The organism is Lentzea kristufekii, from assembly GCF_033949925.1.
GTDB lineage: Bacteria > Actinomycetota > Actinomycetes > Mycobacteriales > Pseudonocardiaceae > Lentzea > Lentzea kristufekii.
This window is the reverse complement of the sequence record NZ_JAXAVV010000001.1, coordinates 56,844-74,716: the sequence shown is the minus strand read 5'-3', so window position 1 is coordinate 74,716 and position 17,873 is coordinate 56,844. Positions and strand designations below refer to the sequence as shown.

The following is a 17,873-nucleotide window of genomic DNA, read 5'->3' as shown; positions in this document are numbered from 1 at the left end:
TCCAGCATGGCGGACTGGGTCCTGCACGTGGACCTCGACCAGTTCATCGCGGCGGTCGAGGTGCTGCGCGATCCGTCGTTGCGCGGCAGGCCCGTGGTGGTGGGCGGCAACGGCGACCCGACCGAACGCGCTGTCGTGGCCACCGCGTCCTACGAGGCGCGCGAGTTCGGGGTGCGCTCGGGACTGCCGCTGCGGACCGCGTTCAAGAAGCTGCCCGACGCCGTCTACCTGCCTGTCGACCACGCTCTGTACGAGGCCGCGTCGGCGGACGTGATGGCCGTGCTGCGCTCGTTCCCCGTGGTCGTCGAGGTGCTGGGGTGGGACGAGGCGTTCGTCGGGACCTCGGTGGACGACCCGGCGGCGTTCGCGCGGTCGGTGCAGGCGGCGGTGCTGGAGAAGACCGGTCTGCACTGCTCGGTGGGCATCGGTGACAACAAGCTGCGGGCCAAGATCGCGACCGAGTTCGGCAAGCCCGCCGGCGTCTTCCAGCTCACGCGGGAGAACTGGGCCGAGGTGATGGGGCACCGGCCGACGTCCGCGCTGTGGGGGATCGGCGCGAAGACCGAGCGCAAGCTCGCCGAACTCGGCCTCGTGACCCAGGGCGCGGGCGACACGGTCGTGAGCGCGACGCCGTGGGTGGTGAAGTCCCGGTCCCACGAGAAGACCTTCCAGCAGGACCTCGCCTCGCTGGAGGACATCCGCCGTGAGGTCGTGGCGCTGGCGCACCAGGTGGCTGCGGACGTGGTCGCCGAGGGGCGCCCTGCCGTGCGCGTGGGCGTGAAGGTGCGGTTCGTGCCGTTCTTCACGAAGGTGCGGCTGATGAAGCTGCCTGCGCCGACGTCCTCCGCAGACGAGCTCGCGGCGGCCGCTCTAGTCGTGCTGGACCGCTTCGAACACGGCCGTGCCGTTCGTCTTCTCGGAGTACGCGCGGAATTCTCTGACGATGATGTCGAACCGAAGCCTTCCCCTTCGACGTATCAGTAAGTAGAGGATTCACCGCTAGGAGAAGAAGATGACCGAATCATCGCTCACACACCGCGATCGAGCCGTTCTCAGAGCAGTCGCCGACGGCCGTTGCGAGATCGCCGGAAGTGCTCTGCTCGTCGACGGCCTGTGCTGCGCCGACCAGTTCGCCGGACTGCGCCTGAGGACTGCGGGCCTGATCAGCACCCGTCCCGGCCCCGCGGCACTGACCTCGGCGGGTTACGAGATGCTCGCCGCCTGATCTTTGCGGAAGACCGACATCAGGTACTTGTTCGAAAACCGATAGCCGCCGTCCGGGGTTCGGAACGGTTCAACCGCCGCCCTGATTTTTTCTGCGACTTTCTCCTCGCCCTCGCTCTCGATGATGCGCTGGTAGCTGCCCACGCTCAGGAAGCTGCGCAGCATCGTGGCCTCGTCGGGATGCACCTGGGGAATGTCGATCGTGAGTTCTTCCTGCGGCTCGGGCAGCTTCGCGCCCCTGCGCCCGCTCGTCCCGCGCACGGCCCTGCCGACGACCAGCAGATCGCTCGGGAGCTCCGGGTGCCACTGGCACACGACCACGTAGTCCCTGCTGACCCTCACCGCCTCCGCGAACGCCTCGTCGGGGTCCTGTGCGAAGAACAGCGCGTTGAACGCCGTCACGACGTCGAACGTGCCGTCCTGCCAAGGCAACCGTCCCAGCGGGAGCTCGTGGAACTCGGCCGTGCTCGCCTGCCGCGCCAGCGCGATCATCGCCGGCGAGATGTCGATGCCGGTCGCCTCGGCGCCCGCTTCCGTTGCGGCGGCGCAGAACTCGCCGCTGCCGCACGCCAGGTCGAGCACCTTGGTGCCCGCCGTGATGCCCGTGCGTTCGATCGCGGTCTTCCAGGCGGGCATGGACATCTTCGCGCCGAGTGCCGCTCGCTGCGCGGCCGCGCGGCCCCACAGTTCGCCCTCCTGGACTGTCTGGCTGTCGGTCATGGCTCCGACCCTAGACCGCACTCCGAACTGACCCGTCTCAGTCGACCAAGCTCTGATTCCAAGTGATGTCAACGAGTTCGCGTGCGCGGTGTCCTTAATATGTCCTCTTTCCCTTGCTACGGCGTACCTCTGGCGGTGTTGATGACCGTCCAAGTTGATTTACCCTGAGTTGTGGCCTCGTCGGGTTGGAGGCGTTCCCTCCGCCGCTCTCCCGGGGTGCGCGCGGGTGGGCCGGGCCGAGGACGGTGGGTTCGGTCGGGGACCCGTGCGATGGGAGCGGCGAATGGCTTCAGAGCTCAGGTGGATCCGTAGCTCGTACAGCGGCACTGGCGGCAACGAGTGCTTGGAGTGCGCGAGCACCGGTACGACCGTGTGGATCAGGGACTCCAAGGACGTCGGCCGACGACTCGAAGTGTCTCTCACAAGCTGGCTCGCGTTCGTCTCCACGGCAATCCGGACCTGAGTCAATCGCCTGATCGTGTGGTCAATTCTTGATCACTTCTCGGTGCGCCTGCTGCGGTAGGCGCACTTTCTTGATATTTCTCCTTCTGCTTTCTGCCAAATGGTGGACAGCACTACGAGTATGCGCTGAAAGCGCGCTACCATTCTGCTACCTAGCAGAATGAGGGGAGACGTGTTACCGCCGTGAACAGTCCCGTTGTTCTGCAGAAACGCCTGCTTGACGAGCTCAAGCAGATGCGGGACGAGCTAGAACTCACCCAGCAGGCCGTCGCGGAGGCCCTCGACTGGTCGGTGTCAAAGCTGATCAGGGTCGAGAAGGGTGAGAACAAGGTCTCGGTCACCGACGTCCAGGCCCTGCTGTTCCACTACGGGGTGACGGACAAGGAGCGAGTCGACGAGCTCGTCGGGATGGCCAGGGCGATCAAGCGCTCGCGTTCCGCCTGGATGGACAAGTACAAGGGCTTCTTCAGCGAGCAGTTCGCGAGGTTCCTGGAACTGGAGACGTCCGCCATCCGGTTTCGGCAGTGCCAGCTGAACGTCGTTCCCGGGCTGCTGCAGATCTCGGACTACGCGCGCGTCCTGGTCGCCGCCAGCGCCCCCAACGAGGACAGCATCGCGCGGGGTGTCGAGATCCGCCTGCACCGCCAGTCGGTGCTGGAACCCGGCGGGCCGGAGATCTTCATCATCCTCGACGAGGCGGTGCTGCACCGGGTCATCGGCAGCGAGGACGTGTTGCGGCGTCAGCTCGTGAGGATCAAGGAGATCGCCGCCTTGCCGCACGTGACGATCCAGGTCCTGCCGTTCGCCAAGGGCATCCACCCGGCGATGAAGAACTCGTTCTCCATCCTCGACTTCTCCGAGAACGAGGACGACTTCGCGTTGCTGATCGAGCAGCCGTACAAGGACAACCTGCTCACCGCGGGGCCGGAGCTGAAGGAGTACCTGAACTACTTCTACCAGCTGGAGAAGTTCGCCCTGCCCGCGAGCGAGACCCCGAACGTGATCGACCGACGACTGGAAGAGCTGGGAGGCGTTTGATCGATCTGGCCGGGCGGGTGGCTGCTGGAACAGCCACCTGCCCGATGGCAACCAAAACCGACCCCAAGTCCCATGAGGCGAGGCAATGTCGCCGTCCGTCAGCGTATGACGTTCGACCCCTGATGAGTTCCGCCATCCAGGTCCCCTTCAGGTGATTGGCCCTCGCCGCACTGATCCAGCCCGGATCTGTTCGTCGACCCAGTCCCCAGGAGGCGCACGATGTGCAGCAGCACCAGAAATCCCATCCTTCCCCTCACCCCCTGCGCGCGAGACGGGGGAGGTCGCCGAGATGGGCATATTCGCTAGCTACAGCTGTAGCGACGGAGGCCGGATCGCGGCCCCTCTGGTCGAAGTGTTGCGGGGCCACGGTTTGGACGTGCTCTGGGACGCCGATCTCAGCTCCACTCATCCGATGTCCATCCAGGCCTGGATGGAGAACGCCGTCCGGGACCGGATCGTCGTGGTCGTCGTGTCGGAGTCGTACCTGAAAGCGTTGCTGTCCAACGACTTCATGGAACGCCTGGGCGTCCGGTACGAGCTGGGACTGATCCGGCAGAAGCTCTACCACCACGTCGGGGCGGACAGATGTCCGGTGGTGGTGGTCGTGCCGCCGGGGATCGAGGTGAACTCGCTGCCGGCCGTGCTGCAACAGCTCGTGGTCCATCGGTTCGATCCGAGCACTCGCGACGGGGAGGAGGAACTGGTGCGGAGTCTCAAAGCGCTTGAAGAGGGCGACTGCGGCCGTCCGTCGCCCGCGGTGCAGGACAGCGACGAGGTGTACCGCACCCGTGCGGCGTTGAGCGGTCTGCAGGCCGAGCCGCTGTCGTCGGAGAAGGCGTACCTGCTGGCCCGGGAGCTGGTGGAGCGCGGCTCCGGTGACTTCGAACTGGTCAGGGGGTTCGAGTCGGTCGCGGCCGTGGCCAAGGCGCGCGGTGACGTCCGGCTGGTCCGGCGCCTGTCCGAGGTGTGCCTGCGGACGCTGGCGTCCGGGCCGCAGCTCAGGGGAGAGGAAGAGCTGAAGGCGAAGGTGCTCGTCGCGGGGCATGCGTGGCATCTGTTGCGGGAGCACCGTTTCAGCGAGGCGACCCTGATGGCCCAGGACGGGACGCAGATCGCGGAGAAGGTTCGTGACCTGAAGACGGCCGCACGGGGGAAGCGGGCCGAGGCAAGGGTTTTCCTGCACCTCGCCGCCGAGGCGGTCGGGTACGACCGCGCGTACTACCTCGGCAAGGGCGAGCACCTGTTGATGATCGCGAAGGACCTGTTCCGCTCGATCGGCGGTCCGACCAGCGAGGAGCTCGGGGTGTGCGCCTCGCTGCACGCGGAACTGCAACTGCTGCGACACGAGTCGACGGGGTGTCCCGACGAGCTCGCGGCAGCGGTGCAAAGGGCTCAGGCGGCCGAGACGGTGCTGACACCGGGAACGGAGCCCTATCACTGGCTCGCGGTGCTGCAGGCCCGGCTGTGCCTCGCCGACAAGAAGTACAACGAGGGCAAGGAGCTGGTCACGGCCGTCATCGCCACTGCGGACTTCCCCGAGGTGGTGGCCAAGTCCCGGCAGGTACGAGCCGACCTCCTGTTCGCCACCAGGGAGAGAGCCGCGGCGCTGCGCGACCTGCTCGCCGCCGAGGAGTCGTACCGGAGACTCGGCTGCGAGCGCGCCGCGGACACCTGCTGGTGGACGATCGCGAGGTACGACGCCTCCAAGGTGACCGACGTCCGTCTCACCGCGGCCGACCTCGACCGGCTCGAGGAACTCGCGCCCAACCCGGGAGATCGGCGGCGCGCGGTGCTGGAACACGAGTTGAGGACACCGAGACGGCTGGTCCGGCGGAGTGCGCCGGACTGGGTCTGTCTCGTTGACCGCGTGCAGCACGACTGACGTCCTCAGCGCGGCCGGACCCCGGTTCGGGAACGGCCGCGCTCGTGATGTCCGGTCAGCGCCCGGCGTAGCGCCGGACCAGTTCCTCCTCCCGGTCCGCGGGCCACGGGCAGCGGATCTCGCCCTGGGTGGCCGCGAAGAACAGTTCCAGGTGCACGTGCCAGGCCGCGAGCGCTTCGGGGCCGTGGGCGTTCTCCTGGACGAGCGTGACCGTGGTGCCCTGCAACGGCACGTGCTCGAACTCCCAGCGCACCTTGCCTCTCGGTTCGCCGTCCTGCAGCCACTCGTACTCCAGCAGGCGCGGTGCCTCGGACCTCGTGACCTCGCCCGGCGTGATCCCGGGATGCGCGGCGCGCGTCGGCACACCGCTCTCGGTGTCCTCGGTGAGGAGCTTCCAGACGTCGTCCAGCGGCGCCCACGCCAGATCGCGTTCGAAGCGCACGCCTTCCGGTTCGTCGGTGCCCTCGTCGAGGCCGAAGTGCCGGACGTAGTGCTCGATGCGCGACAGCCACTCCGCGGGCGGCGCGAACTCCGTGCCGTCGGCGCGGGCGACCAGGGCGTCGAGGCAGGTGGCCCAGCCGGGGGCGTCGCGGCCCACCGCCAGCCTGTTCGTGACGACGGCCGTGAAGACCAGCAGGCAGCCGTCCTCGCGCGGCAGGATCTCGAAGCGCAGCACGTCGTTGAGCCAGCGGAAGGCGAAGACCTTCGGCGGGTCGGACTCCAGCAGTTCGCCCTCACCGCCGTCGGAGTCCACCGGCGCCTCGTCCGGGAACGTGAAGCGCATCTTCGTGCCGTCGAGTTCGACCTCGGCCGGGAACCAGTGCTTCATCTCGGCCGGATCGGTGACGACCCGCCAGACCTTCTCCGGCGAGTGCCGCAGGGTGCGCTCGAAGCGCAGCACGGGCTTGCCCTCGATCATCCGCAGTTCGGCGTCCACGGTCAGTCCCCTTCGATCTCGTCGAGCCGGCGCTCCAGTGCGTCGAGGCTCTTCTCCCACATCCGCCGGTACGGCGCGAGCCAGGCGTCGATCTCCGCCAGCGGCCCCGGCGAGACCCGGTACCAGCGCTTCTGGGCGTCGGTGCGCACCTCGACGAGACCGGCTTCGCGCAACACCTTCAGGTGTTTCGAGACGGTCGGCTGGGTGAGTGTCAGCCGGTCGACGAGGTCGCCGACCGGCCGCTCGCGTTCACGCAGCAGGTCGAGGATCTCCCGGCGACTCGGATCCGCCAGCACGGCGAATGTAGATGCCATGGCAGCAATATAGCTCGATTGGCATATAGGCGCCACTCAGCCCGCGAGGCGGATCGCCACCTCCGCGTTCCTGCGCTGCTCACGCGTGACCGCCAGGGAGTTCGAGGTGGAGGCCGGGATCCCGACCGTCGCCGAGGTGCCCGGCGAAAGCGAGGTGTTCACGGCCACGCTGCCCGCCGGTCAGTACCTGGTCGCGCTGCACGAGGGCGGCCCGGGGCCGCTGATCACGCCCACCGACAGAAAATGGGCGTCCGGACCGAGAGCGCGCCGATTAACGTGAAGTTCATGCACCGCACCCTCTCCGTGGCCAGTTCCCCGGTGCGCGACCTGCTCGCGCTGACCTCCCGCCCCGAGGTCATCTCGTTCGCCGGCGGGCTTCCCGCCCCCGAACTGTTCGACCTGGACGGTGTGCGCGCCGCCTACGACGTGGCCCTGCGGGACCGCTCCGTCCTGCAATACGCGCCCACAGAAGGAAATGCGGCGCTGCGTGACCTGGTCTCGGAGCGCCTGACCGCCCGCGGACTGCCCACTTCGGACGTCCTGATCACCACCGGCTCCCAGCAGGCGCTCGCACTCGTGGCCACCGCGATGCTCGGGCCGGGCGCCGTCGTGGCGGTCGAGGAACCGACGTACCTGGCGGCGCTGCAGTGCTTCCGGATGACCGGCGCCCGAATCGTGCCCGTCGAGAGCGACGCCGACGGCCTGGTGCCCTCGTCACTGCGGTCCGTCGTCGCCGCCGAGAAGCCGGACCTGCTCTACCTGGTGCCGACGTTCGCGAACCCGACCGGCCGCACCCTCTCCGCGGCGCGCCGTGTGGAGATCGCGGAGATCGCCGCGGCTCATGACCTGTGGATCGTGGAGGACGACCCGTACGGCGAACTCCGCTACCGCGGCTCCGCCGTGCCCCCGCTCGCATCGATCAGCGACAGAACCGTCTACCTGGGCAGCTTCTCGAAGATCGGCGCCCCCGGCATGCGCCTCGGCTGGCTGAGGGCCCCCGCCGACCTGCTGCGCACCCTGACGATCGTGAAGCAGGCAGCCGACCTCCACACGTCCACAGTGGACCAGGCCGCAGCCGCGGTGTACCTGGCGGACAACGACCTCGACGCCCACGTCACCCGCCTGTGCGCCGAGTACGGAGCGCGCCGCGACGCGATGCTCACCGCACTGCCCACCACCACGCCCGCCGGCACGACGTGGAGCGACCCGGACGGCGGCATGTTCGTGTGGCTGCGGCTACCGGGCGACGTGGACAGCGCCGTGCTGCTGAAGGACGCTCTGCTGCACGACGTCGCTTTCGTGCCCGGTGCGGCCTTCTTCGCGACGACGCCGGACCACGCGACGTTGCGGCTGTCGTTCACGACCAACACGGTGCAGGAGATCGGGGAGGGCATGGCGCGCCTGGCGAAGGTGCTGCGGTGAACCTGCTGGACGACGAGGCGCTGTGGAGTTCGCCGGTCGTCGCGAACTGCGAGATGAACCGCGAACGAGGCTTGGCGAGCTACCGCCGCGAACTGAGAAGCGATCTTGAGTTGAGACCGGGTGCCCAGTGGGTGGACCTGTGCTGCGGTTCGGGAAAAGCGCTGGCCGAGGCCGCGAGGGACGACGTGACCATCACCGGCGTGGACCTGGTCGACCACCACGTGCGGGCGCGTCGCGGACTGAGCTTCGTCGTCGCGCCGGTCGATCAGTGGGAGCCCACCGGGCCCGTCGACCTGGTGACGTGCGTCCACGGCCTGCACTATGTGGGCGACAAGCTCGGCCTGCTGGCACGGGCCGCCTCCTGGCTCACGCCTACCGGCCGGTTCGTGGCGAACTTCGACGTGGGCGGTGTGCGTCGCGCCGACGGCACGCCGTTCGGTCGCGTGCTGACCAAAGCTCTGCGGGACAACGGATTCCTGTACGACGGCCGCAAGCATCTGGTCAGCTTCGAAGGGCGGGGCAGGCCGAGCCTGCCGTTCGCCTACCTGGGCGCTGACGACAGGGCCGGCCCGAACTACACGGGTCAGCCCGCTGTCGATTCCCGCTACGAGCCGTTATGAGGCCCAGGGGCCGACGCCCGCCACGCGGTCGACCTTGATGCGCGTGACGAACCCCGGCGGCGGGTTGTCCATCGGCGGGAACTTCACCTCCGGGCCGAGGTAGGTGTGCGCGAGGCGCTGGAGCAGTTCCGGCGCCCCGCCCTCGGTGATGCGCGCCGTGCCGTAGACGACGAGGTACTCCTGCAGGCCGTGGTCGTTGATGTTGGGCGTCTCGACGGAGAGCACCACGCGGCCGTCGTTGCGGATGTTGCGCACCTTCTGGTGCTGCGCCAGGTGGCCGGAGACGATCTCGTCGCCGTCGAGCCCCACCCAGACGATGGTGACCTGCGGGGAGCCGTCCGTGCCGAGCGTCACGAGGTGGCCGAGTGCCTTGGACTCCAGCACCGACCGGGCTGATTCGGGGAGCATGACGGCGACGCTACGCCGGTCGGCTCATCCGAACAGTTCGAGCGCGTTCTGGTGGTGGTCGCACCGGCCGCCGCCGGTCGCGATGGTGCAGGGCGTGCCCTTCTTCGTGATGGCACCGCACTGCAACGCCGGGTCGTGGACGTGGCACAGGCCGTTCGAGCCCGCCGTGATCGGGCAGGGCGTGCCCTTCTTCGTGGGCGCGCCGCACGGTTCGCCGCTCAGTTCGCGCGCCTGCTTGGGCGTCGCGGCCTTCTTCGGCTTCGCCTGGGGCTGTGTGACTTCGCGGCCCGTCACCTCTTCGACGCCACGCACGGCGAGGCGGTCGGCGCGCTCGTTCTCCGGGTGACCCGCGTGGCCCTTGACCCAGTGCCACTCGACCTCGTGCCGGTCGGCGGCTTCCTCCAGGCGGCGCCACAGGTCGGAGTTCTTGACCGGCTCGCGGGCCTTCGTGAGCCAGCCGTTCGTCTTCCAGCCGTGCACCCACGACGTGATGCCGTTCCGGACATAAGTGCTGTCCGTGTACAGGTTCACGGTGGACGGGCGCGTGAGGCTTTCCAACGCCATGATGGGCGCCATCAGTTCCATGCGGTTGTTCGTCGTCGGGCCGATGTCACCGCCGTACATGTCCTTCTCGTGCGCGCCGTAACGCAGCACGGCACCCCAGCCACCCGGCCCGGGGTTGGGGCTGCACGCACCGTCGGTGTAGATCTCGACCTCCATGCGGCATGAGGCTACCGACGCGGTCCCGCACCCTTGCGCTGACGGTTGTTGGCGATGATGTGGCGGAACATCTCGACGAGCGCCGGGCCGTTGATCGGCTGGTCGCGGTACACGGAGATCATGCGCGCGGTCTTGTTGCCGTGGCCGCTCGTGATGATGTTGTGCGGGTCCGGCACGATCGCCTTGTCGTAGAGCATCACGTTCACGTGGTCCTTGGTGCCGAGCAACGCGCACACGTTGCCGTCCAGCACGAAGTACGGCCGGTTCGTGAACTTGATCGTCTCCTCGACGTCCGGGTCGGCCTCGTGCACGAGCCTGCGCACCTCGCGGCAGATGTCCTGCTGCCAGTCCGGCAGCCCGGCGATGTAGTCGTCAACACGTGTGTCCATGACCCTGTGTCGCAGCCCTTCGCCGGTTCTCGACATCGTGCCCGAGCCGGGCCGGTCTAGCGCGGCAGCCAGCTCGCCATGTCCGCCAAGGCGTCCAGCTTCTCGCGGCTCACCTGCCCGGACGCGGACTCGGTCTCCGCGATCACGACCGTGGTGCCGTCCGGCCGGGAGTGGTAGTTCAGCCCGGTGAAGCGGATGTCCGCCAGGCCGAGCAGCGGGGTGGCGAGCGGGCTGATGTCACCGGTGCCGTGCACGTCGATCAGCTTCTTGAACTCTCCCGCGTCGCGCCGGTTCCGGAAGCCGACCCACGCCACGGACACCACCGCGACGTTGCCCCGGTCGTCTGCGACCGCGAAGAGCGTCCGGTCGAGCGACTTGCACGGGTTGCGGACGAAGTGGTCCCGCACCTGGCCGAACGAATGCGACACGCATTCCAGCGCAGGTTTGGCCGTGCGCTTGAGCGTGCGCATGTTCAGCTGACGCCACGCGCCGTCCGCGTCACCGTTGCGCGCGGACTTCCTGCCCTCCGACTTCGCCCTGGTGAGGTTCACCCCGGCCGAGTCGGCGACGGTCGTGGACGCGCCACCACCGAGCGACAGCCCGCCGCCGGCGGTGAGCGACACCGCCAGCACCCCGGCCGCCACCACCGCTCCTGCCTTGCCCGCTCCCGGATCCGAACCGCCTCCGGCCCCGCCGATTCTTCGCCCCATCCGTGGCCTCCTTCGGGTGACGAGGACACCGCAGGGACCGTGATCAGCGAGGTGGATTGGGGCCAAAGCACTCGAACGGGTGATTCTGCAGGACGGCGCGGGCGGCGGCGACCAGGTCCGCCTCCCGGCCGTGCCGCGCCACGGCCTGCAGCCCGACCGGCAGGCCGCACGAGTCGAACCCGGCCGGGATGCTGATCGCCGGGTGCCCGCTGAGGTTGAACGCCCACGTCAGCGCCGTGTTGATGCGCGACCCCGGCCCGTCGTGGCCGTGCGGCGGACCGGGCGTGGTCGGGGTGAGCAGCAGGTCGGCGGTCTTGAACACCGCGTCCAAAGCCGGATTCGGGCCGCAACGCCCCGCGAACCAGTCGGGGGCGGGGTCCCGCAGGGACAACGAGACGGGACGTGGGCGCAGGGCGGTAGCCGCCTGCCAGGCGATCGACGCCTGCTCGTCGTCGACCTGGGCGAAGCCCAGGTCCGTGGACCAGACCGCGGTTGGCGAGCTGACCTCTGCGATGCCCAGGTAGGTCGCGAGCAGGGACGGTTCACGGGTGAAGACGCCGACCGCGGCACGGTCGGTCGAGGTCGTCTTCAGACCGAGGACGCCGCACCACGCGGCCGGGATGCGGATCGAGCCCGCGCCGTCCACGCCCGTGGCCAGCGGCACGACGCCGGACGCCACCGCGACGGCCGAACCCGCTGACGAACCGCCCGGTGTGCGGTCCAGGTTCCACGGGTTGCGTGTGAGGCCGCGAGAGTTGCGGCCCCACGTCTGCCACGGGGTGCTGCCATCGGGCGTGGTGGTCAGTCCGATGGGCACGCAACCCATGGCCACCAACGCTTCTCGGTGGCTTCGGCGTTCGCCTCGCTTCACCGCGATGGGCATGCCCGCGAACGGCAGCGAAGGGTCCACCTCAAGAGAGGGTGTGCGGAAGACCTCGTGGAACGCACACAGCGTGGGTTCTACGAGAGCCAGCCGTGCCAGCGCCTCGGCCACGCGGTCAGGCATGATCCACCCCGTGAAGTGGACTCGCGCTGTGCACCACCTGGCCGAACTCGCCGAGAAATGCGGCGACCTGCCGGCCTCGTTCTTCCGATTCCAGGTGGTCGAGGTGTGGGTCTTCGGCGAGCTGCTCGACGTCCCCCGGGACGTCGACACCATCGAGGTCGCACTGGTCACGGACCTGCCGGTCGACGAGGTGCCGTGGCTGAGCGAACCGGCCGGGGCCGAGCACTGGGCGAACTCGACGCGGCTGTCGCGCAACCCGTTCGAGGCGCGGTGGCGGTCCAAGGACGCTCCGGTGTGGAACCACCGCATCGAACGGCCCGCGCTGGTCTGGAGCGCGGCGGACGGCATGAACGAGGAAACGCTCGTGGCAATCAGCGACGGCACGGGTGAGCTGGTGCGCCAGGCGGCGCCGTCGCCGGAGGAACTGCGCAAGCGCGTCGAGGACGAGTTCGACGTGAGCCTGAGGGCGTTGCGGCGCGTGAACCAGGCCTACACCGACCACCGCTGGAGCCCAGGCAAGCTCACGCCGTACTCCGACGCCCTGTGGCGCACGACCACCGGATATCTGGACCTGCTCGACGTGGTCAACTGACGCCGGAACCACCACGGGCGAGCGGTCCGCCGCGCTAGCTTGCGTGCCGTGCAGAACGTTCGCCACGAGCCGGTACGGCTTTGGGGCCCGGTGGCGCTGGCGCTCCTCGCTCTTTTCAACGTCAGCGACCACGCCCTGCTGTCGACGCACGGCGCGCATTTCGGCGTCAGCAAGTACTCCGTCGCGACGCTGGGCATCCCGGCGCTGGCGGTGATCGTCGGCGTGTGGCTCACGAGGCACTGGCAGTGGCTGCTCGTGGCAGGCACCTCCGGTGCGCTGGTCGCGTCGGTCGAGTCGCAGGTGCACTTGTTCAGTCTGAGGCCGGGCACCTCGGGCATCATCGACTCGCTGGGCGCCGCCGGTGCGGTGCTGATCGTCATCGGCGTGCTGGCCGTCACCCGCGACGCCGCGATGGCCGTGACCTTGGTCGGCGTCCAGGTGCTGGCCACGCTGTTCCGCGGCATGGACTGGCTGGACAGCACGATCTTCCCGGCGCCCGTCGTGTTCGCACTGGCAGGCCTCGGTGTGCTCGGCGCCGTCCTCGCGGTCCACGCCGTGCGCACGGGCAAGGCGCCACGGTCCGAACCCGTCAGCCGACGCGCCGCGATCTCGGGAACCGCGGCGGCGCTGTTGCCGCTCGTGTTCCTCGGAGCCGGGATCCTGCTGCGGCAGGTACTGGTGCTGCCGCTGGCACGAGCGGGCGCGGGCGTGGCGCTGCTGCTCTGCACCGCCGGCCTGACGCTCGCCCTGGGCAGGGGAGCGTTCCTCAAGACCGTGACCGCGGGCTTCGTCCTGCTCGCCGTCGCCGCGCCCCTCAACTTCGGGCTCTACTTCTCCGTGAGCCAGCTCGGCACGTACGCGCCGGCCGCCGTGGTCGGCCTGGGCGCCGGGATCCTCGCCGCGCAGTTCGGCCGGTCGACCGTGGCCGGCGCCGCTGCGTGCGCCGCGCTCGCCGCCGTCATGGGGCTGGTCGTCGAGGTCACCGGCACGCACGCCGACATGACCCACAGCGCGCTCGGCTCGCTGATCGTCGCGCTGGGTGTGCTGGCCGTGACCTCCGCCGTCGCCGCGGCCACGCCCGCACTCGTGGACCTCCGCGCGCTGCCCGTCGCGCTCGGGCCGTTGCTGATCGGCTTCGCACTGGCGTTCCGGCAGCTGATCCAGCCGTGGCTCGCCTACGAGAAGAGCACGACCCAGTTCCCGGAGCAGTACTACATCTCCGTGTGGGTCGTGCTGCTCGTGCTCGCCGCGTTGGCCCTGCTCGGGGGCCTCTACCAGCCCTGGGAACGCCAACCGCCGAGCGGGTTCAGAGACCGCGGGCGACCTTCCCCAGCGCCGACCGCAGTTCGACCGCGAAGGACCGGTCCACGCCGACCCTGGTCGAGAACTCCCAGTCCTGCACGGCTTCGAGGGTCTCGTTGACGCAGTTGGCCAGGGTGTAGAACTCCTCCTTGGTCAACGACAGCGTGATGCCCTCGTCCTCGGAACGGAGCACGTCCACGCGCTTCTCCTTCGCTAGTGCAGGTTCTGGAAGTAACCGTATCCGTCGCGCGGCGCGAACGCTGTGCCACCGTCGCCCGCGCGCGGATTGCGGATCACGACCATTCCGTTGTGCCAGTACGCAAGGCGGTTGCCGGACAGCGGGCGCATCTCGCCCTGCACGATGGTGTTCTCCACCAAAGAGGCGAACTCGGAGCGGGTGCGCACGCCGGGGAACTCGCCCTGCTCCACCACGTGCTTCTGGTACGCGTGGCCGCCGGCGATCTCCTGGCCGGCGAGGCGGGCCTTCAGGCGCACGCCGTCCACGACGTTGCCGCGCGTGGCGTCGTGCAGGCGCTCGGCGGAGTTGACCGAGTCGGCGCCGTTCATCAGCTGCTTGACCGGGCGCAGCATCGGCAGCACGTTCATCGCGCGGTCAAGGCCGCTCAGCTGTTCGCCGGTCAGCACGTCACGGCCGTTGATCGCGTCCGCGACGCCCTTGCCGGTGCCGACGAACGGGATGAAGCCGACCAGCGTGGAGACCTTGCGGTCGGTCACCTCCCGCTGCTCGGGGGTCGTGCCGACGGGGAAGACCCGGTCGAAGTCGAACTTCAGGCCCTTCAACGAGAAGCCACCGGCGGGCGGCCACCACGGCGTGCCGGAGTTGAACTGCTTCATCGCCGTGTTGAACTCGGTCATCGAGCGGTCGAACTCGGCCATGCCGCTGTTGAAGTTGTCCATGGAGCGGTTGAACGACGCCATGGACGCGTCGAGCTGGGCCATGGACGCGGTGATCGACTCGTTCATCCGGGTGAGGTTGACGTTCATCTGGTCCCAGCCGCGGCCCATCGCTTCGAGGGCTGCGACGTCCACGTCGACCTTGAAGTCGGCGGGCAGCGTGAACGGCGGGATCTCGCGGAACGCCTGTGCGGTGTCGCGCAGCGCCGCGACCACCTTGCGGCCCTCGTCGACGAAGACCTCCACGAAGCCGCGGTACTGGTCGATCGTCTGGAGGATCTTCGGTGCCTCGGCGCGTGCCTTCCGCAGCAGTGCGTCGAGCTCGCGATACTGCGGCAGCTCCAGACCTTGTGCGGCGGCGAGCTTGGTGCGAGCGGCCGCGACGAGCGCCTGTTCCGGGTTCGGGGAGGCGAGGAGCGCGTCCAGTTCGGACTTCGCCTGCTCGACGGCGGGCCAGTTGGCCTGGGCGTAGGCGGCGACCTCACCCGCCAGCACGCGCAGCCGGGCGCGGTCGGCACCGCTCTCGGCCAGCGCGCTCTTGAGCACGGTGACGACCTCGCCCGCGGCGATCGAGCCGAGGCCGAGCTGCATGAGCTGGTGCACGGGCTTGAGCGGGTTGCGCAGCGAACAGGCGTCCGGCGCGACGGCCAGCTCGCGCACGGCCCAGCCGGTGCCGACGGTCGTGCCGTCGGCCCGGTCGGTCGAGACCCACTCGCCCTTGGCCGGAACGAACCGCTGCCACACCAGGTCACCGGTGGCGCTCTGACGGTAGAGGGTGTCCGCTCCCGCCGAGAACAGGCGGCCGGCGCCCAGATCACGGCCGGTCTTCAGGTGTCGCTGCACCCACGTGCGGGACGCGGTCTCGAGGTGATGGCGGTACACGGCGCCATCGGCCGTGCGGGTGTAGAGCACGCCGGAGCCCGCGGCGACGACGGACGTGTACGAACCCCAGCCGTCGTCGACGACCTCGCCGTCAGACCACCGGGTGCCGTCGAACCGGTGCGTCCAGAGCAGGTCGCCGTCGAGGCGGAACAGCACGCCGTCGGAATCGACGGTGATGCGGTCGCGGCCGGTACCCGTCGCGTAGGCACCCCAGCCGGAACCGGTGACGGTGCCCAGGCCGTTGTCCCAGCCGGTGCCGTTCCAGCGGAACCGCTTGACCGTGCCGTCCAGCTCGATGGCGTGCAGCACGCCGTCCGGCGCGGCGAGCACCCGGCCGAACCAGCCGGTCCCGATCTGCTTGGCGGTGCCCCAGGTGTTGCGGCCGGAACGAGCGCCGGTGTGGCTGGTGAGCCACAGGTCTCCGTTGTCCTTCACCGAGTACACCGGGGCCAGGTCGGCGCACGAGGCGTAGAGGGCCGCTCGCAGGTAGCTGATGTCGGCCGCGGCGGGCCGGACGAACGTCAGCAGCGAGAGCGCGACCAGAACGGGCGCGATGATCGAACGCATGACTTTGCGCATGAGCGTCTTTCAGTGAGAATCCCCAGAAACGGTACTGATGAGTACCGGAAATGTGATCGCAGCTGACCTGGGGCTTCGTTACGCCGTTCGAGTGTGAGGTGTCGCACCGGGTCGTCTTGAGGACAGCGGTGGCCCCGTTCGGTCGAGCTCACCGGCCCCCGGAACGCCACTCCGAGAGCGAGGGACGCTCCTTGCCGAGCGTCGAGTCGTCGCCGTGACGGGGTAGAACTGCGTAGCCTCATGTGCTACAGGGGGCTACACTTGGCGCGTGAAGGTCATCAGCCAGCGGGAGTTCCGCAACCACTCCGCCGCGGTCATGGACGCGGTGGAGGCGGGCGAGACGTACCACGTGACGCGGAACGGTGTTGAGGTCGCCGAACTTCGGCCCTTGCCTCGTCGCCGTCGGCTGACGGCCGAGGAGCTCGTCGAACGACACAGGACCCTGCCTCAGGTCGACCACGTCCGCATGCGCCAGGAAGCCGATGAGTTCTTCGGCGACGAGGACCGCGTTGGCGACTTCGATCCGTGGGAGCGCAGCCGTGGCTGAACGTCCCGAATCCGGGGTGCTCGACACGTGCGTCTACATCGACCTCGGTCTTCTGGATCCGGCCAGGCTGCCGGAGATACCTGAACTCACCGCGGTCACGATGGCCGAATTGCATCAGGGTGTGGTGATGGCCAAGGACGCGGCGTCCAGGGCCGCGCGCACCGAGAAGCTCGGAGCGGCGATAGTGGACTTCGAGCCACTGCCCTTCGACGGTCAGGCAGCCTCCCGATACGGCACGTTGGTCGCGCTCACAATGGCGGCGAACCGGAATCCGAAGCCTCGGCGGATGGATCTGATGATCGCCGCTGTCGCGTCATCGCGTGGATTGCCGCTTTACACGCGAAATGCCGAGGACTTCAAAGGGCTCGACGGCATGGTCACGATCATCGAGGTCTGATCGAGGCTGTCGGGGAGCCCGCGTTGGCAGGCTCCCCGTCCGGCCATGGTCACCAGCCCCGGGAACGCCACTCCGAGAGCGAGGGACGCTCCTTGCCGAGCGTCGAGTCGTCGCCGTGACCGGGGTAGAACCACGTGTCGTCGGGCAGCACCGCGAACAGCCGGTCCTCGACGTCGTTGATCAGCGACGCGAAGTTGTCGGCGGACGTGGTCTTCCCCACACCCCCCGGAAAGAGTGAATCTCCGGTGAAGAGGTGCGGGTGGCCGTCCGGGTCGTCGTAGACGACCGCGATGGAGCCCGGGGTGTGGCCGCGCAGGTGGATGATCGACAGCGGGACTTCTCCCACGTTGACGGTGTCGCCGTGCTCCACGACGACGTCCGGCTGGACGGGGAGGACGGCGGCGTCGAGTTCATGGGCGACGGTCTTCGAGCCGTGGGCGCCGGCGAGGGCTTCGAGTGCCTGCCAGTGATCGGCGTGCTGGTGCGTCGTCACGATCGTGCGCAGCCGCGGGCGCTCCGGGAGGGAGTCCAGGAGGTCCGACAGGCGCTCGTGGTCGTTGGCCGCGTCGATGAGCAACGCTTCATTCGTGGACCGGCAAACCAGCAGGTAGGCGTTGTTGTCCATCGGACCGACGGAGATCTTCGTGATGGTCAGCGCGTCCAGGGTGCGGCGGGCTGCGGGACCCTCTGGATCGACGTGACCGGTGTAGTTCTCGTGTACGTCCACGGTGGCAGACGGTAGTCGGTCGAAGCGGTGCAGCGCACACCTTCAGGTTGCATACAGGTTGCACTCATAGGGTAAGTAAA

The 17,873-nt window shown here is 68.7% G+C and carries 21 protein-coding genes and 1 pseudogene; 11 read left to right on the top strand and 11 right to left on the bottom strand.

Features of this window, described 5'->3' with window-relative positions:
- The first annotated feature begins 6 nt into the window (after positions 1-6).
- The gene (locus SK571_RS00390; RefSeq protein WP_319982009.1) at positions 7-984 is read left to right on the top strand and encodes a DNA polymerase IV; all 978 of its coding nucleotides are present in this window, start codon (positions 7-9) and stop codon (positions 982-984) included.
- 28 nt (positions 985-1,012) lie between these two features.
- Positions 1,013-1,225, top strand: a complete 213-nt coding sequence (locus tag SK571_RS00385) for a hypothetical protein (RefSeq protein ID WP_319982008.1) — start codon at positions 1,013-1,015, stop codon at positions 1,223-1,225.
- On the opposite strand, the gene SK571_RS00380 is transcribed toward SK571_RS00385, so the two are convergent.
- On the bottom strand, positions 1,204-1,944 hold the full coding sequence (locus SK571_RS00380) for a class I SAM-dependent methyltransferase (protein ID WP_319982007.1): 741 nt from the start codon (positions 1,942-1,944) through the stop codon (positions 1,204-1,206). The genes SK571_RS00385 and SK571_RS00380 overlap by 22 nt on opposite strands.
- Positions 1,945-2,227: 283 nt before the next feature.
- Here SK571_RS00380 and SK571_RS00375 point away from each other — a divergent pair, with 283 nt between their 5' ends.
- The 3 genes from SK571_RS00375 to SK571_RS00365 all read left to right on the top strand — a co-directional run bounded on the left by SK571_RS00375 (position 2,228) and on the right by SK571_RS00365 (position 5,326).
- Positions 2,228-2,407 carry a DUF397 domain-containing protein gene (locus SK571_RS00375; RefSeq protein WP_319982006.1) on the top strand — a complete coding sequence of 60 codons (180 nt, stop codon included), beginning with the start codon at positions 2,228-2,230 and terminating at the stop codon, positions 2,405-2,407.
- A 182-nt stretch (positions 2,408-2,589) separates the two neighbouring features.
- Complete coding sequence (locus tag SK571_RS00370) at positions 2,590-3,444, top strand: helix-turn-helix domain-containing protein (protein WP_319982005.1); 855 nt, start codon at positions 2,590-2,592, stop codon at positions 3,442-3,444.
- A 412-nt stretch (positions 3,445-3,856) separates the two neighbouring features.
- Entirely contained in the window at positions 3,857-5,326 is a 1,470-nt protein-coding gene (locus SK571_RS00365) for a hypothetical protein (protein ID WP_319982004.1), read from the top strand.
- Positions 5,327-5,381: 55 nt separating this feature from the next.
- On the opposite strand, the gene SK571_RS00360 is transcribed toward SK571_RS00365, so the two are convergent.
- From SK571_RS00360 to SK571_RS00350, 3 genes are read right to left on the bottom strand one after another with little or no spacing between them, the layout of a single operon-like run.
- Positions 5,382-6,263 carry an SRPBCC domain-containing protein gene (locus SK571_RS00360; RefSeq protein WP_319982003.1) on the bottom strand — a complete coding sequence of 294 codons (882 nt, stop codon included), beginning with the start codon at positions 6,261-6,263 and terminating at the stop codon, positions 5,382-5,384.
- A gap of 2 nt (positions 6,264-6,265) precedes the next feature.
- Complete coding sequence (locus SK571_RS00355; protein ID WP_089923684.1) at positions 6,266-6,577, bottom strand: ArsR/SmtB family transcription factor; 312 nt, start codon at positions 6,575-6,577, stop codon at positions 6,266-6,268.
- Positions 6,578-6,613: 36 nt separating this feature from the next.
- A complete protein-coding gene (locus tag SK571_RS00350; protein WP_319982002.1) occupies positions 6,614-6,739 on the bottom strand; it encodes a hypothetical protein in 126 nt (41 codons plus the stop codon).
- Positions 6,740-6,862: 123 nt separating this feature from the next.
- On the opposite strand from SK571_RS00350, the gene SK571_RS00345 reads away from it, so the two are divergent.
- Positions 6,863-7,999, top strand: a complete 1,137-nt coding sequence (locus SK571_RS00345) for an aminotransferase-like domain-containing protein (protein WP_319982001.1) — start codon at positions 6,863-6,865, stop codon at positions 7,997-7,999.
- Positions 7,996-8,619, top strand: a complete 624-nt coding sequence (locus SK571_RS00340; protein WP_319982000.1) for a class I SAM-dependent methyltransferase — start codon at positions 7,996-7,998, stop codon at positions 8,617-8,619. Before SK571_RS00345 ends, SK571_RS00340 begins: the two co-directional genes overlap by 4 nt.
- On the opposite strand, the gene SK571_RS00335 is transcribed toward SK571_RS00340, so the two are convergent.
- The 5 genes and pseudogenes from SK571_RS00335 to SK571_RS00315 form a co-directional block, all read right to left on the bottom strand.
- On the bottom strand, positions 8,614-9,027 hold the full coding sequence (locus tag SK571_RS00335; RefSeq protein WP_319981999.1) for a PPOX class F420-dependent oxidoreductase: 414 nt from the start codon (positions 9,025-9,027) through the stop codon (positions 8,614-8,616). The genes SK571_RS00340 and SK571_RS00335 overlap by 6 nt on opposite strands.
- Positions 9,028-9,303: 276 nt before the next feature.
- Positions 9,304-9,747 (bottom strand): annotated as a pseudogene (rnhA, locus tag SK571_RS00330) (ribonuclease HI); the annotation flags it as partial.
- A gap of 11 nt (positions 9,748-9,758) precedes the next feature.
- Positions 9,759-10,136: a DUF1801 domain-containing protein gene (locus tag SK571_RS00325; RefSeq protein ID WP_319981998.1), complete on the bottom strand. Its 378-nt coding sequence runs from the start codon at positions 10,134-10,136 to the stop codon at positions 9,759-9,761.
- Between the two features lie 56 nt (positions 10,137-10,192).
- Complete coding sequence (locus SK571_RS00320; protein WP_319981997.1) at positions 10,193-10,846, bottom strand: hypothetical protein; 654 nt, start codon at positions 10,844-10,846, stop codon at positions 10,193-10,195.
- A gap of 43 nt (positions 10,847-10,889) precedes the next feature.
- Entirely contained in the window at positions 10,890-11,852 is a 963-nt protein-coding gene (locus SK571_RS00315) for an amidase (RefSeq protein WP_319981996.1), read from the bottom strand.
- 10 nt (positions 11,853-11,862) lie between these two features.
- On the opposite strand from SK571_RS00315, the gene SK571_RS00310 reads away from it, so the two are divergent.
- Both SK571_RS00310 and SK571_RS00305 read left to right on the top strand, forming a co-directional pair.
- Entirely contained in the window at positions 11,863-12,444 is a 582-nt protein-coding gene (locus SK571_RS00310) for a DUF7711 family protein (protein WP_319981995.1), read from the top strand.
- Between the two features lie 48 nt (positions 12,445-12,492).
- Positions 12,493-13,866, top strand: coding sequence for a hypothetical protein (locus SK571_RS00305; RefSeq protein ID WP_319981994.1), 1,374 nt, complete (start codon positions 12,493-12,495; stop codon positions 13,864-13,866).
- Positions 13,867-13,959: 93 nt separating this feature from the next.
- On the opposite strand, the gene SK571_RS00300 is transcribed toward SK571_RS00305, so the two are convergent.
- Positions 13,960-16,122 (bottom strand): tachylectin-related carbohydrate-binding protein, encoded by a 2,163-nt coding sequence (locus SK571_RS00300; RefSeq protein WP_319981993.1) that lies wholly within the window; start codon positions 16,120-16,122, stop codon positions 13,960-13,962.
- Between the two features lie 268 nt (positions 16,123-16,390).
- Here SK571_RS00300 and SK571_RS00295 point away from each other — a divergent pair, with 268 nt between their 5' ends.
- The gene (locus SK571_RS00295) at positions 16,391-16,669 is read left to right on the top strand and encodes a type II toxin-antitoxin system Phd/YefM family antitoxin (protein ID WP_089950354.1); all 279 of its coding nucleotides are present in this window, start codon (positions 16,391-16,393) and stop codon (positions 16,667-16,669) included.
- The gene (locus tag SK571_RS00290) at positions 16,662-17,066 is read left to right on the top strand and encodes a type II toxin-antitoxin system VapC family toxin (protein WP_319981992.1); all 405 of its coding nucleotides are present in this window, start codon (positions 16,662-16,664) and stop codon (positions 17,064-17,066) included. Before SK571_RS00295 ends, SK571_RS00290 begins: the two co-directional genes overlap by 8 nt.
- A 49-nt stretch (positions 17,067-17,115) precedes the next feature.
- Here SK571_RS00290 and SK571_RS00285 read toward each other — a convergent pair whose 3' ends face one another.
- On the bottom strand, positions 17,116-17,793 hold the full coding sequence (locus tag SK571_RS00285) for an MBL fold metallo-hydrolase (protein ID WP_319981991.1): 678 nt from the start codon (positions 17,791-17,793) through the stop codon (positions 17,116-17,118).
- Positions 17,794-17,873: the final 80 nt, after the last annotated feature.

What these genes read in the sequence shown, in the direction of transcription:
- SK571_RS00320 (WP_319981997.1), bottom strand. Translation starts at nt 10,846, where the DNA reads ATGGGGCGAAGAATCGGCGGGGCCGGAGGCGGTTCGGATCCGGGAGCG.
- SK571_RS00375 (WP_319982006.1), top strand. Translation starts at nt 2,228, where the DNA reads ATGGCTTCAGAGCTCAGGTGGATCCGTAGCTCGTACAGCGGCACTGGC.
- SK571_RS00380 (WP_319982007.1), bottom strand. Translation starts at nt 1,944, where the DNA reads ATGACCGACAGCCAGACAGTCCAGGAGGGCGAACTGTGGGGCCGCGCG.
- SK571_RS00300 (WP_319981993.1), bottom strand. Translation starts at nt 16,122, where the DNA reads ATGCGCAAAGTCATGCGTTCGATCATCGCGCCCGTTCTGGTCGCGCTC.
- SK571_RS00335 (WP_319981999.1), bottom strand. Translation starts at nt 9,027, where the DNA reads ATGCTCCCCGAATCAGCCCGGTCGGTGCTGGAGTCCAAGGCACTCGGC.
- SK571_RS00345 (WP_319982001.1), top strand. Translation starts at nt 6,863, where the DNA reads ATGCACCGCACCCTCTCCGTGGCCAGTTCCCCGGTGCGCGACCTGCTC.
- SK571_RS00325 (WP_319981998.1), bottom strand. Translation starts at nt 10,136, where the DNA reads ATGGACACACGTGTTGACGACTACATCGCCGGGCTGCCGGACTGGCAG.
- SK571_RS00385 (WP_319982008.1), top strand. Translation starts at nt 1,013, where the DNA reads ATGACCGAATCATCGCTCACACACCGCGATCGAGCCGTTCTCAGAGCA.
- SK571_RS00390 (WP_319982009.1), top strand. Translation starts at nt 7, where the DNA reads ATGGCGGACTGGGTCCTGCACGTGGACCTCGACCAGTTCATCGCGGCG.
- SK571_RS00365 (WP_319982004.1), top strand. Translation starts at nt 3,857, where the DNA reads ATGTCCATCCAGGCCTGGATGGAGAACGCCGTCCGGGACCGGATCGTC.
- SK571_RS00355 (WP_089923684.1), bottom strand. Translation starts at nt 6,577, where the DNA reads ATGGCATCTACATTCGCCGTGCTGGCGGATCCGAGTCGCCGGGAGATC.
- SK571_RS00315 (WP_319981996.1), bottom strand. Translation starts at nt 11,852, where the DNA reads ATGCCTGACCGCGTGGCCGAGGCGCTGGCACGGCTGGCTCTCGTAGAA.